Origin of the sequence: Gardnerella sp. DNF01151, from assembly GCF_049244235.1 — a bacterium.
Lineage (GTDB): Bacteria > Actinomycetota > Actinomycetes > Actinomycetales > Bifidobacteriaceae > Bifidobacterium > Bifidobacterium swidsinskii.
Genome location: NZ_CP058389.1, coordinates 25,755 through 39,428, shown reverse-complemented (window position 1 = coordinate 39,428; position 13,674 = coordinate 25,755). Strand labels below are relative to the sequence as shown.

The window sequence follows — 13,674 nt, the reverse complement described above, 5'->3', positions numbered from 1 at the left end:
CAGCGCTTAGCTTATTGTTAATAAATTACACGAGATAGCTATCTATTGCTGGTGCTAATTAATAATCATTAATTAGCAATAATTAGAACGTGCGAACATCGTAGAAGTTGTTAAGTTCTTCCATCCAACGTCCAGTGCCAGAAATATCTCCTCTAGTACCTACGGTGAAACCTGGGAAATTGTTCATACGAGCCTCAAGATAGCTTCGAGAGCTATGTCCTTGCGCAGAATTGCCGACGCTTATAGCTCCAGCAAAATTGCCAACAGAACGAATAACCTTGTCGTTGTCTACTTTGTAATGAACAGCGTAACCTTCTCGAGTGAGCTTATTGCCAGTATTGGCGGCGGTACGTAACCAACGGTTGAAAATATTTCCCCAAATTTGTGGTGAATTGAATGTGTAAATTTTCTTAATCCAGTTGTAGCCTTTGCCTTTAGCGCGAATTAAAGCACGCTGTGCAAGATATCCTCCGAGGGAATGTCCGGTAATATACAAATTGCTAACAGTATTTTCGCGACCATAACGCTCAATCAACTGCTCAACATCTTTAGCTTGATCTGGGTTATGACCTACAGCTATTGCAAAATCATCATCGTAATCATTAAATTGGGAAGTTCCACGAATTGCTAGTACTTGAACAGTGCCTTGTTCTAAGAATGGGTATGGACTTACATTTTCAAACAAAATAGCATCAAATCCTCCCCTTTTGTGGTATGTTTCCTTGACTTTCCAGAATGGCGCGAGCTCGTTGTGCATAAGGCGGTACTCATTGCGATTTTTGTAAATGTTGTGAAGCGGTTTAGTGTAATCGAGTACCTTATTTATGTAATTATCATCTCGATAAGAAAGTTCAGAGAATAAAGCCATGTCTCGGGGACTAATATCCCACCTGCGAGGATTGCTGTCTTGATTATCTGGAATACCATCGCCATCGGCATCGTTCATCATAGGGTGAGAATTGTACCCATAATAAGTCTTACCGTCTTTAGTGTAAGTGTAAATTTCCTGGCTATTAGTTAAGCCGTCACCATCTAAATCAGCTTGCGGATCAAGAGGCTTCTTGTGATATAAAGACATATCCAAAGCCCCAGGTAAATCTAAGCCTATAGTTCCATTTGCGATTTGTTTAGCTGTTTCAGCAGTAAGTGGAGTTTTTGCATAATTATCTGCGGTTGTTGCCATTGCTGGCGTTGCGAAAGCAGATAGGCTCAAGAGCATGCATAGACTAGTTAAGAACCCTGTTACTGCATTGCGTTTCATAGTATCCTCCTATATTTTTGTTTAGTTTTGTAGTCAACAAATGTATAGGACGACTGTTTACGATTTGTAGCACCTCTTTGTTAACTACGTGCGTTATATAAATTAATCGAAATTTATTTTGCCGCCACAATTGCTATTCTACACAATTCGTCAATTGTATAGTCTACATAAACAAAAGTCCATACTTCTAAATAAATGTTGTTGCTCCTTTTTGTTTACTAAAATCATTGACGATGTGTATAAGAGCCATAGAAAACATCTATATAACTAGAATTATCAATAGCCATAATCTATTCTTAATAATGAAAATAAAAGCGCAACGAAGGCGCAAATGACCTATTTAGGAGAATGATATGAGTTTAATGAACACACATATTCTTCCATTCAAAGTAAATGGTTATAAGAATGGCGAATTTGTTGAAGTAAGCGATACTGATGTTCTTGGCAAATGGGCAATTTTCTTCTTCTATCCAGCTGATTTTTCATTCGTATGCCCAACTGAATTGGAAGATCTTGCAAACCACTATGAGGAATTGCAAAAGCTAGGCGTCGAAGTTTACTCAGTTTCTACGGATACACATTTTGTACACAAAGCATGGCATGACGATTCTGAAGCAATTGCAAAAGTAAAGTACACTATGTTGGGTGATCCTTCTGGAGCTCTTTCGCGTAATTTTGACGCTTGGAATCAAGAATCCGGTTTAGCTCACCGTGCTACGTTCCTCGTAGATCCGCAAGGTATGATTCAGTTCTTTGAGATGACCGCAGACGGAATTGGTCGTAACGCCGACGAGCTCCTTCGTAAAGTTAAAGCAGCACAGTATATTGCAGCGCACCCAGGCGAAGTTTGCCCAGCAAAATGGGAGCAGGGCGAAGAAACCTTGGAACCTTCTATCGATTTAGTCGGCAAAATCTGATTTTTGCAATTAAATATTAAAGAATCTTTTTTAAAGAATATTCTCAATGCGTAGGGAGCTACGTTCATAGTTTCCTACGCATTCGCTTATTTTTACTTGTGACTAAAATTACCGAAGGAAGTAAATTATGTCTTTGTTGAATGCATCATTAACTGCTCAGCTTTCAGAATTACTAAAAAAGATGGTATCTAAAATAGAAATCATTTCTTACGTTGATAATTCTGAAACATCTCAAAAAGTTAAATCCTTACTGGAAGAAGTATCTCAGCAAAGTGACAAAATCAGTATTTCTGAAGTAAATAATAATGAAATTAGCAATGTAAAGCGTAAGCCAAGCTTTGAATTGCGTAGAAAACTAGATAATCCAGTAAATGGAGAATCTACTGTATCGGTTAGTTTTGCGGGATTGCCTTTAGGGCACGAATTCAGCTCTTTAGTACTAGCACTTCTACAAGTAAGTGGCTATGCGCCAAAAATTAGTGATGAGCAACGCGATGCAATACTAAAGCTTGGTTCACACAATGTGACAACATACATGTCGGTAATTTGCCTGAATTGCCCAGAAGTTGTGCAATCGCTTAACACCATTTCTATTATTAACCCTAAAATCCAGCATACTGTAGTTGAAGGTAGCGCTTTCCGTGAAGAAGTAGATAAACTCGGTGTAATGAGCGTGCCAGCAGTTTTTGAAAATGGCAAACTTATTTCCTCCGGACGGGCAGGAATTGACGAACTTGTATCTGTGCTCGCAGAACAAGAAAAATCTGTTGAGCAAAATGAGAATGGCAATAATGGTAATAGCGTTTCTTCGGCAAATGTTGCGCTCGCAGAAAAAATGAATTCGCAAAATCCATACGATATTGTTATTGCTGGCGGCGGTCCTGCTGCTTCTGCTGCCGCAATTTACACTGCTCGTAAGGGTTTGCGTACAGCTATGATTATGGATCATCGTGGCGGACAGGTTGTAGAAACTGAAAGTATTGAAAATCATATTTCCCAAACGCATACGACTGGTTCTCAACTAGCAGCAGATTTAACTAAGCATATTTCGCAATACGATATTGACGTATTTACTCCTGATTGGGCAGACTCGCTCGATTTATCTAAGGAACCATATGGGTTGCATACTATTCATGCGCGTTCTGGTGGATCTTTGAAAGCGCGTGCAGTGATTATTGCAACTGGTGCGACTTGGCGTACGTTGGGTATTCCAGGAGAAGATGAGTATAGGAATAGAGGCGTATCATTCTGCCCTCATTGCGACGGTCCACTTTTCAAAGATAAGAATGTTGTCGTTGTTGGCGGCGGAAATTCTGGCGTTGAAGCTGCTATCGATTTAGCAGGAGTTGCAAAACATGTGACGGTGGTTGAGTTCATGGATGTACTTAAAGCGGATCAAGTATTGCTTAATGCTTTGCATAAATTACCTAACACTGAAGTTATTACAAGTGCTGCCGTAAGTAGTATTGAAGGTAATGGTAGTAAAGTTACTGCAATACGTTACATAGATCGCAATAAAGCAGACGATGATGAAAACAGAGAACATATTGTTGAAACTGATGGGGTTTTTGTGCAAATTGGTTTAGCTCCGAATACTCGTTGGCTTGTAAATAATATTTCTCTCAATAATCGAGGAGAAATTATTACGAATCGCGCTGGATGCACTGATACTCCGGGTGTTTTTGCTGCTGGAGATTGTTCAGACGAACCGTATAAGCAGATTGTTACAGCGTATGGTTCTGGAGCCAATGCTGCGTTATCTGCATTTGACTATCTTATCCGCAGCCCGCAAAATAAATAATTTATAAAATTTATTATGCAATAAACAATGGGGGCGTCTTATGAATATTAGAGCGTTAGAATATCTAATAGCTTTTGCACAAGAAGGAAGCTTTACCAAGGCGGCTGTTCGTATGCGCGTCTCTCAGCCTACTCTTTCAACGCAAATTAAAAAACTTGAAGAGACTTTAGACGTAGAACTTATTGAGCGCACTCCCGGGAAACAAATCTTAACTCCTGCTGGGAGGGAAGTGGTTTATTACGCTAAACGTATTCAGGCAGATATGTCACGTATTCGACAAGCTGCAAGACGCTCAGAAGATCCATGGTCATCTACAGTAGTTTTGGGTGTGTTCCCAACGTTAGGACCATACTTACTTCCAAGAATTATGCCTGCACTCAGGCGTTTAAAACCAAAACTTACTATTCGTTTTATAGAAGAAAAATCAGCGAAACTTATTGATTTGCTAGATAGTGGTCAAGTCGACGCAGTTATATTAAGCGAAAGTTTGAATGCGCCTTCAATAAAAGTGTGTCATGTTTTTGACGAAGATTTTCTTCTTGCGACTTCTACAAATTCTTTGCTAGGACACGAGAGTAAACCAATTGAACTTTCAGATTTGTCTACTCAGAAAGTGCTTTTACTAGAAGATGGGCATTGTATGCGTAGAAGCATGCTCGATGTATGCCAAAAAGTGGGGGCGAAGCAATCAGAATTTAGGGCAACGTCGTTAGAAACTTTGCGATATATGGTTGTAGGTAGCAAAGATGTGACATTATTGCCGCGTCTTGCAACTGTACCTCCAATTGTGCAACCAGTTGGTTTGATGTTGCGTGAGTTTAAGAATCCTAAACCTTATCGATCGTTATATTTGAATTGGCGCGCAGCTTCTCCAGTAGACAAAATTATGGAAGGATTGTGCACAATAATTAGTTCAGCATGCTCTGATTTGCATAAAAAATAAGTGGGATATTCTGCTTAAAAATAAAAATAAAAATAAAAATAAAAATAGGCACTTCTGTATGCTATGTTAGCTACAGAAGTGCCATGTTCTTCTTCTCTTACTTTTTATTCTCACTTTATTTTGAGAATTATCTGCCTCGTTTTATTTGCTGTGTTTTATTTGTTGCTAAATTAATGATTTATAATTCAATTCCAAGATAGCGTGCTACTTGATTCACATCCTTATCTCCACGGCCGGAAACTGTTACTAAAACAATGTCATCCTTACTCATCTTTGGAACCATCTTCATAGCTTGTGCTATTGCATGTGAGCTTTCCAAAGCTGGGATGATTCCTTCAACTCTAGAAAGTGCGCGAAAAGCTTGAACTGCTTCATCATCAGTGATTGCGTAGTATTCTGCGCGACCAGAATCCTTTAAATATGAGTGTTCTGGGCCGACTCCAGGGTAATCCAATCCCGCAGAAATAGAGTAGGCTGGAAGCTCGTTACCGTCATCATCCATAAGAACATAAGTTTTCATGCCATCCGTAATGCCAACTTTTCCATTCGTCATAGTAGCAGCATTTTGAGGAGTATCAGCGCCTTTACCTGCGCCTTCAGCACCAATCAATCGTACAGACAGATCATCAATATATGCTGCAAAAGAACCAATTGCATTAGAACCGCCACCAATGCAAGCAATTACAGCATTCGGCAATCTGCCTTCCTTTTCTAGGATTTGCCTTCTCGACTCTTTGCTAATAACGCTTTGAAAATCGCGAACCATTTGTGGATAAGGGTAAGGTCCCACTGCGGAGCCAACGATGTAGAAGGTATCATCCAAGTGCTGTGCATAATCCATAAATGCTGCAGTTACAGCATCTTTTAAAGTTTTTGTGCCTTCTTGAACAGCATGAACTTTTGCACCGAGCAAAGTCATTCTAAAAACGTTAAGTTTTTGGCGTTCGCAATCAAGTGCGCCCATAAAAATTTCGCATTCCATGCCGAATCGTGCTGCTGCAGCAGCAGTGGCAACGCCATGCTGACCGGCTCCGGTTTCAGCGATAATGCGCTTTTTACCCATGCGTTGAGCGAGTAAAATTTGTCCGAGAACATTATTCATTTTGTGAGCGCCGAGATGGTTTAAATCTTCGCGCTTTAAATATACTTTTGCGCCGCCTAAATATTTTGTGAAAGATTCAGCATAGTATAAAGGTGTTTCGCGACCGTCGTAATCTTTTAATAATCCAGCTAATTCATTGCGGAACTCTGGATCGTCTTTGTATTGTAAGTAAGCTGCTGCTACTGCGTCGAGTGCTGGACGAATCATATCTGGTACGTACTGTCCGCCAAATTCACCGTAATACATGTTTTGTTCAACTGCGTTTACCATAATTTTGCCCTTCTTGTGCGTGCCGAGGAAATCGGCATTAAGTTTGTTCTTTATTATTTTTATGTCGATTATTTTGTAAATTTGAAGGGCGTGTGCTCAGATAACAAAAAGCTGGATGGCAGCTTATATGCCATTCAGCTCAAATAATGTTGATGATGAATCCGGCATAGCCCCGTTGATTGTTTAAAATCAGCAAGCCCACACCGATATGTGAACTCGCTTTTAACTACGCCAGCTGCGCCAGAAACGAGTATTCATGTTCATCAACCTCCAATCTTGTTGCACAAGTTTAGCCTTAGCTGTGACAATGTCAACCTTTTAGTGTTAATTCGGCGTTTCGTGCAGAAAAAATTTAACCCCGGCGTCTATGCGCCGGGGAAATAAAGGAGAGAAGAAAAGAATAAGTTTTAGGTGCTCTGCACCTGCCTTTTTGTCGACAATATTATATAATCACACTATTCTGAGCAGAACAGTAACGCTAACTGATAATTACCTGAGAATTATCTACTTTTCTTCTAAATCTTGCTATTTTAGGAATTACTTTTCTAAAAACGGAATCATTTTTCTAAAAATATTATTCGCTTAAATCAGCGCGATAGAAATGCTCATACGAACGTGATGGAGTTGGACCGCGCTGACCTTGATAGTGCGATCCGTTAACGGCTGAACCGTATGGGTTTTCACATGGTGAGCTTAACTGGAAGAAACACATTTGACCAATCTTCATGCCAGGCCAAAGTTTAACTGGCAAAGTGCTAACGTTTGAAAGCTCCAAAGTAATATGACCTTCAAAACCTGGATCAATGAAGCCAGCTGTGGAATGTGTCAAAATACCAAGACGACCAAGCGAGCTTTTGCCTTCCAAACGTGCAGCAATAGTAGCGTCAAGTTTTACATACTCCCACGTAGCGCCGAGTGCGAACTCTCCAGGATGAAGAATCCATGGCTCGTCAGGAGCTACCTCGAACTGTTCTGTAAGTTCACCCTGATTTTCTGCAGGATCAACATACGTGTAAGCATGGTTGTTAAATAAGCGGAAAAAACGGTCGAGGCGCACGTCAATCGACGCAGGCTGTACCATTTCCGGGGTCCATGGGGTCAAATCAATATGACCCTCATCATGAGCTTTGAGAATGTCGTGATCAGACAACAGCATGACGTCAAATCTCCTTGCAATAAAGCTTATACATCAGTAACTTCATTGTTCGCACGAAATATTTATTGCTATTTTGCGCGAAAAATACAATACGCACAATTGTAGCGCGTGCCGCGGTCTGTGAGTATTCTGCAAGCTATTTCCTGAAAACAAATAAATATTCATGAGCAATCAGCAAAAAATTATACTTGATACTATTTGTCTTCCAATACCCAGTTGCTTTACAGTTATGCTGTTCCTTAATGATTATTTCTTTGAGCGTAAATCCTACATTTTGAAATATTTTCATTACTTCAAACGACATAGGTATCATGCAACCTTTTCGCCTTGTGTCTCCCATCAATATCGCACAAAACTTCCCAGACTTTAGAACTCTATAGCTTTCAGATGCTACTTTTTTCATTTCGTCTAAAAATGGATTAATGTCCAAAAGCGATAAATCATCTGGAATGCATTCGCTATATTTAATTATATTTGCATATGGTGGGTGAGTGCAGACAAAATCAATGCTTTCATTATCTAGAAAATCTAGATTTCTAGCGTCTCCTTTTTTAATGAAAACCTTTCCGTTAGCTCCTTCGTGTTCAAAATCTACTTTTTCGTTGCACCTATTAAGCGCTAAATCATTAACATCCACACCGATGATATTCCTGTTAAGCAACTTTGCTTCCACAAGTGTTGTGCCTCCGCCAACGAATTGATCTAGTACTAAATCGTTTTCTGAAGAGTATCTCAAAAGAAGATTCCTAACAACATAAGGCGACCAGTTCCCGCGCCACTTTGCGTCATGAGTAGCCCAGTTTCCTCTGTTCGGGAATGACCAGTGAGTGGTCATTCCCAGTTCAAAATCATCTGGTTCCCAGCGCGCTATATGATTCTGAGTCACCTAAAAATCTCCTTCATAATGTTATGTTCCATATCGTAAATGTTGTAAAGATTTGGCATGACATCAAAGGTTTCTTCAAGATTATTACGCGCGCTTTCCCACCCCTTGCCGTCTGTAAACCATACGAATGTAAAGCCTTTTATATCTTTGCTTTCTAGTGCGAGTGTTTTATAGCTTCTAGAAGTTTCATTTAGTTTGCTTCCTCCTGTGCTGTAGAAATTTGTCTCTATCCCGTACACTGTTCTGTCTGTTTTTACAATAAAATCAAATCGTTTTTCCATTTTTCCTTGATTTGAAATTGATGAAAGATCGACATTCCATTTATCAGAAATTTCATGAATATACATTTCTTTAAAATAATTTTCATTTTTTACGAATCCTGCAGATTGTATGAAGCTTTCCACAAGATCTTCCATAAGATGACCGCCTCGATTCTTTCTTCCATTAGAATCAAGACCTGTTTCAATACCCGTGACATAATCAACTAGATTTGTAACAATATGATGCTGTAAAAGCTCAAATAATCCAGTTTTACGCATAAAGTATTTATATTTTTCGCGTTCAAGTTGTGATAATGAACTGAATCTTTTAGGATCAAAATAAAAAGTATTATTTTCACTATTATCTTGGCAGTATATTTCGTAGGATCTAACAGCCAAAAGTATTGGCACACACTTTATTACTTCTGGATATTTAACTAGTAATCCGTCAAAATCTTTTTCGATATTTTGTGAACCAATAAGTGAATTCAATATATTTAATTCAACTTTTATTGAATCAACATTAGAGTAGACTTTGTGAAAATCTACATAAAAATCATATGTTGCAATGCTTTCGCGAAATGTTGAAAGCCAATTGTTAAAATTTCGTTCCATAATGTTTCTCCATAACTATTTCTTGTGATAACGATTATTTCCGTAAGCGCAATTACTTTTATGAACCAAATTATTGTTCAACAAAATTAACTAGAAATTCGATATCAATAGTTCTTTTATTTTTCCGCGACCTTCCGATTTGCTGTTAATCATCCTGGTAGCGTCAACGCGTTTAATAGAGCATGAAGAGTAAATTTCGTCAAAGAAGTTATCTGCGTAATTAGTATTTTTTGGATCTGAATTGCTAACAACTATTTTCGCGCCTTTTTTATCTAAAAGAGATACAAAATTAGCAAGCTCTACCTGATTTTTATCATCAAAAGATTGGCTTGTATATGCTGTAAAATTCGCTGTTTTTGTAATTGGTCTGTATGGTGGATCAAAGTAAACAAAAGTATGCTCATCAATAAAATCGGCTGATTCCTTGTAATCTCCGCACACGATTGTTACATTTTGCAATTTTTTAGAAATCGCCCTTAAATTATCTTCGTCGCAAATTAGCGGATTTTTGTACATACCCATTGGGACATTAAAATGTCCTTTTTTATTCACTCTAAATAATCCATTAAAGCAAGTTTTATTAAGGAAAATCATTAGTGCTGCTTTTAGGGTATTTTCTGACGAATCTCCAGAACCGATAGAATTAAATAATTCTCGCTTACTTAAGTAATATTCCTTGCGTGCAGGCGTATTTAATGGCAAAAATTCGTTTGATAACTTTTTAAGAGAAATAATCAGCTCCTCGATATTATCTCGAATTACTTTATAAGTATTAATAAGATCAGCGTTAATGTCGCTTATGTACACTTCTTGTAAATCGTACAGGCTTAAAATATCAAATAGCACAGCTCCGCCGCCAATAAATGGTTCTGCATACTTGGTAACTTCTGAATTTGTAAATCTATAGTACTTCTTAATTTCATTAAGAAGTTGACTTTTCCCACCGGCCCACTTCAAAAAAGGTTTTAGTTGTGCCACTTTAATCAAATTCTCCAAGCCTAATATATTCAATTTCCCTTGTTCAACTATTGTACTATCAGCTTTACAAATAAGATTTAGCTTATTTCCAACACTCATAATTGTTTCTCCCCCAAAAGCATACGTTTTATTTTCCCTATATCAGATATTTCACAATAGAATATGTTTTATGTAAAAATATTTCCCTTTAAATTCAATTGTTGAATATTACTTTATAAGTAAATGTTTCAATATCAATAAAATATAAAAATTGTGGATAACTTTAGTTTTTATATCTGTAGTTTATAAAGAAATATGAAAACAATAAAAACACAAAACGCGGCACAGAAACGTAGGTTATGTAAGAAAACTACGTACTGTACCGCGTATTTGTAAAACAGCTTAATAATGTATTTTATTAAGCGGCAATAGTTAAGGCGTTTGCTGCTTTACGTTTTGCAATGAAACGAAGCACGCATTTACGCAATTCGGAAGCAATTAACACGACCATTGAAAGACCGAGGCACTCGAACCATTCCGTTACGCTCAAAGGAACAGTGCCAAATGGTTCATTCAAGAACGGTATGTAAATTACAGCCAACTGGAGCACAACAGAAACTGCTATAGCACCCCAAAGCCAACGATTTGCAAATAAGCCTACAAATACGCTTTGTGAGTCTGAACGAGATGCTAACGCATTCAGCATTTGCGCAAACACAAGAATTGTGAAGCCCATTGTGCGAGCGTGAGTAAGCTGAGCAGCGTGATCCATAATTCCAACAGAACGGTCCGTAAAGAATCCACCTGCCAAATGCATATCCATACCGATTAACGTAATAGCAGCCATGATTATGCCGATAAATACAATATCTCCCCACATTCGTCGGTCAATAACGCTATCGGTAAGCTTTCGAGGCTTTCGATCCATTACGTCGTCAGTTTGCGGATCAACGCCCATCGCGAGTGCAGGAGCTGCATCCGTAAGCAAGTTAATCCACAAAAGCTGAGTTGCAAGCAAAGGCAAAGTTACGCCAACAGAGTTTGGCTGTGTAATTCCCAGTGCGCCAGCGAAAACAACGCCGCCGAAAACAGTACAGACTTCGCCAACGTTAGAACTGAGCAAGTATCGCAAGAATTTACGAATATTGTCGAAAATTCCGCGACCTTCGCGCACTGCTGCAACAATTGTAGAGAAGTTATCGTCAGCCAAAATCATCTTGGCAGACTCTTTAGTTACTTCTGTACCAGTAATGCCCATAGCAACGCCAATATCGGCAGACTTTACGGCTGGAGCATCGTTTACGCCGTCACCAGTCATAGCAACAATGTTTCCTTGACGTTGAAGCGAAGAAACGATAGCTAACTTGTGCTCAGGGGCTACTCGCGCGTACACGCTAGTTTTACTGATAGCTTCATCAAAAGCAATATTATCGTCGTTGCGTGAAAGCAATTCGTCAAGTTCGTCGCCTGTAAGTGCATGCTCATCTTTTCCAATAATCCCAAGATCTCGAGCAATACGCGTAGCCGTAAGAGGATGGTCGCCTGTAATCATAACAGTGCGGATTCCAGCGCGATGAGCTTGAGCTACACTATCTCGAACTTCAATTCGCGGAGGATCAATAATTCCAACCATGCCATTCCAAATCAAATCAGATTCTAGTACGTCACTTTGTTCCGCAACGTCCGCGATTTGACCTGCAGCGTTAGAAACTATGCCATCAACTTTTGAAAGACTATCGACTCCAAGCGGCCTATAAGCCATTCCAAGCGTGCGGTAGGCTTCTCCAGAAAGACGTTCAACAGTTGCTAAAATATCTTCGCGATCGCCGTCAGTAAGCGGACGCACGGCACCAGCTACTGCAATACGCGTGCAATAAGAAAGCAACACGTCCGGAGCGCCCTTAGCGCAAACAATCAGATTTCCAGAATCCGAACCATCTTTAACAACAACAGACATACGTTTGCGTTCAGAAGTAAAAGGTACTTCCGCAACTCGAGTCAAATGAGCGTAACGTTTGTCCGCTTTTGTTTTACGAGCTGCTACTACTAGCGAAACTTCTGTAGGGTCTCCAACTGGCTGCCAACTTTTAGTAGTTTCGTCATAATGTAAATCGCCGTCGTTAGCCAAACATCCGGAGCCTAACGCGCCTAATACTTCTGTAGCAAGATTTTGCGGTACTGCTAAATCTGCGTCCGCAGAACCAATTAATATCATGCGTCCTTCAGGCTTGTAACCACTTCCTGTAAGCTGAACTTCGCCGCTAGGTGTTACTACGCGTTCAACAGTCATCTCGTTTCGAGTTAAGGTGCCTGTTTTATCGGAGCAAATAACAGAAGCAGAACCAAGTGTTTCCACGGATGAAAGCTTTTTTACAACAGCATGATGCTTCACCATTCGTTGCACGCCAAGCGCAAGAACTACTGTCAAAATCGCAGCTAAACCTTCTGGAACAGCAGCAACAGCTAGGGAAACAGAAAGCAGCAGAGAATCAATAATATCTTGAATACTGTGGAAGCCTTCAATCAGCCACATGGAAGCAAGAACAACAGCTGCAATAATGCACACCGCAATTCCAAGAACTTTAGAAACGTGTACCATTTCTTTCTCGAGAGGTGTTGCTTCGTCATCTGATTTTGAAAGCATATCCGCGATTTTGCCAACTTGTGTGCGCATACCTGTAGAGGTGACTACAGCGCGACCGGTTCCTTGCGTAACAGCAGTTCCGTTGAAAACCATATTTGTGCGATCGCCTAAAGCTTTTGCAGACGAAAGCGTATTCGGACGTTTGCTTACTGCAACAGATTCGCCTGTAAGACTTGCCTCAGCTACGCGTAATGAAGCCGCTGCTATAAGTCGACCGTCTGCAGACACGGCATCTCCTTCGCCAAGCACTAAGATATCGCCTGGCACAACTTCTGCAGTATTAATGCGCACCACGCTACCATCGCGCAAAACTGAAGTTTGCGGAGCACTCATTCTAGCTAAAGCTTCGACTGCTTCTTCTGCTCGCGACTCTTGAATGTAGCCAAGCACTGCGTTTGCAATCAAAATAATGATAATTACGATTGAATCAAACGGCAGAATCTCTCCACCGCTGTTTCCTTTATGTTGTGCGCGCTCAACAAACCACGCAATTGCAGAAATAATAGTTGCTGCAATAAGCAAGTAAACGAGCGGATCTTTAAATTGATCAAGGAACCGTTTCCATGCTGGAATTTTAGGAGCAGCAGCAAGTGCATTTGGACCGAATTGATTAAGTCTTTTTGCAGCTTCCTCAGAGCTTAAACCGCATGTAATATCTACGTTAAGTGATTTAGCTACTTGCTGAACATCGCACAATGATGGATCTTTGCTATTAGCTGAAGAGTCAGCTGTTTTATTGGATTGATCAAGAGCGTGATCAACCATATCTTCCCCCTTGGGAGTGCCGCGGAGTAGTCAATAATCGCAATGCTAACGCTATTTTTAGCGCTTCGTATTGTAACTATTGCGCGGTTGTGGAATA

10 protein-coding genes are annotated in these 13,674 nt (G+C 39.8%); 3 read left to right on the top strand and 7 right to left on the bottom strand.

Annotated elements, in window-relative coordinates:
- Window positions 1–82: 82 nt before the first annotated feature.
- The gene (locus tag HXT37_RS00150) at window positions 83–1,261 is read right to left on the bottom strand and encodes a lipase family protein (RefSeq protein WP_248893031.1); all 1,179 of its coding nucleotides are present in this window, start codon (window positions 1,259–1,261) and stop codon (window positions 83–85) included.
- A gap of 353 nt (window positions 1,262–1,614) precedes the next feature.
- Here HXT37_RS00150 and ahpC point away from each other — a divergent pair, with 353 nt between their 5' ends.
- The 3 genes from ahpC to HXT37_RS00135 all read left to right on the top strand — a co-directional run bounded on the left by ahpC (window position 1,615) and on the right by HXT37_RS00135 (window position 4,922).
- Window positions 1,615–2,178, top strand: coding sequence for an alkyl hydroperoxide reductase subunit C (gene ahpC / locus HXT37_RS00145; protein WP_004119771.1), 564 nt, complete (start codon window positions 1,615–1,617; stop codon window positions 2,176–2,178).
- A 127-nt stretch (window positions 2,179–2,305) separates the two neighbouring features.
- On the top strand, window positions 2,306–3,979 hold the full coding sequence (gene ahpF / locus HXT37_RS00140; protein WP_102155589.1) for an alkyl hydroperoxide reductase subunit F: 1,674 nt from the start codon (window positions 2,306–2,308) through the stop codon (window positions 3,977–3,979).
- Window positions 3,980–4,019: 40 nt separating this feature from the next.
- Window positions 4,020–4,922, top strand: coding sequence for a LysR substrate-binding domain-containing protein (locus tag HXT37_RS00135; RefSeq protein ID WP_004109449.1), 903 nt, complete (start codon window positions 4,020–4,022; stop codon window positions 4,920–4,922).
- Window positions 4,923–5,100: 178 nt separating this feature from the next.
- Here HXT37_RS00135 and trpB read toward each other — a convergent pair whose 3' ends face one another.
- The 6 genes from trpB to HXT37_RS00105 form a co-directional block, all read right to left on the bottom strand.
- On the bottom strand, window positions 5,101–6,294 hold the full coding sequence (gene trpB, locus HXT37_RS00130) for a tryptophan synthase subunit beta (RefSeq protein ID WP_004109446.1): 1,194 nt from the start codon (window positions 6,292–6,294) through the stop codon (window positions 5,101–5,103).
- A gap of 574 nt (window positions 6,295–6,868) precedes the next feature.
- On the bottom strand, window positions 6,869–7,450 hold the full coding sequence (gene dcd / locus HXT37_RS00125) for a dCTP deaminase (RefSeq protein ID WP_004109442.1): 582 nt from the start codon (window positions 7,448–7,450) through the stop codon (window positions 6,869–6,871).
- Window positions 7,451–7,586: 136 nt separating this feature from the next.
- Window positions 7,587–8,336 (bottom strand): TRM11 family SAM-dependent methyltransferase, encoded by a 750-nt coding sequence (locus tag HXT37_RS00120; protein ID WP_421779514.1) that lies wholly within the window; start codon window positions 8,334–8,336, stop codon window positions 7,587–7,589.
- On the bottom strand, window positions 8,333–9,211 hold the full coding sequence (locus tag HXT37_RS00115; protein ID WP_180963727.1) for a type II restriction endonuclease: 879 nt from the start codon (window positions 9,209–9,211) through the stop codon (window positions 8,333–8,335). Before HXT37_RS00115 ends, HXT37_RS00120 begins: the two co-directional genes overlap by 4 nt.
- A 90-nt stretch (window positions 9,212–9,301) precedes the next feature.
- Window positions 9,302–10,288, bottom strand: coding sequence for a DNA adenine methylase (locus tag HXT37_RS00110; protein ID WP_102703278.1), 987 nt, complete (start codon window positions 10,286–10,288; stop codon window positions 9,302–9,304).
- Window positions 10,289–10,586: 298 nt separating this feature from the next.
- Window positions 10,587–13,577, bottom strand: coding sequence for a cation-translocating P-type ATPase (locus HXT37_RS00105; RefSeq protein WP_421779512.1), 2,991 nt, complete (start codon window positions 13,575–13,577; stop codon window positions 10,587–10,589).
- Window positions 13,578–13,674: the final 97 nt, after the last annotated feature.

Coding starts and splice junctions, on each gene's coding strand:
- HXT37_RS00150 (WP_248893031.1), bottom strand. CDS start 1,261: ATGAAACGCAATGCAGTAACAGGGTTCTTAACTAGTCTATGCATGCTC.
- ahpC (WP_004119771.1), top strand. CDS start 1,615: ATGAGTTTAATGAACACACATATTCTTCCATTCAAAGTAAATGGTTAT.
- ahpF (WP_102155589.1), top strand. CDS start 2,306: ATGTCTTTGTTGAATGCATCATTAACTGCTCAGCTTTCAGAATTACTA.
- HXT37_RS00135 (WP_004109449.1), top strand. CDS start 4,020: ATGAATATTAGAGCGTTAGAATATCTAATAGCTTTTGCACAAGAAGGA.
- trpB (WP_004109446.1), bottom strand. CDS start 6,294: ATGGTAAACGCAGTTGAACAAAACATGTATTACGGTGAATTTGGCGGA.
- dcd (WP_004109442.1), bottom strand. CDS start 7,450: ATGCTGTTGTCTGATCACGACATTCTCAAAGCTCATGATGAGGGTCAT.
- HXT37_RS00115 (WP_180963727.1), bottom strand. CDS start 9,211: ATGGAACGAAATTTTAACAATTGGCTTTCAACATTTCGCGAAAGCATT.
- HXT37_RS00110 (WP_102703278.1), bottom strand. CDS start 10,288: ATGAGTGTTGGAAATAAGCTAAATCTTATTTGTAAAGCTGATAGTACA.
- HXT37_RS00105 (WP_421779512.1), bottom strand. CDS start 13,577: ATGGTTGATCACGCTCTTGATCAATCCAATAAAACAGCTGACTCTTCA.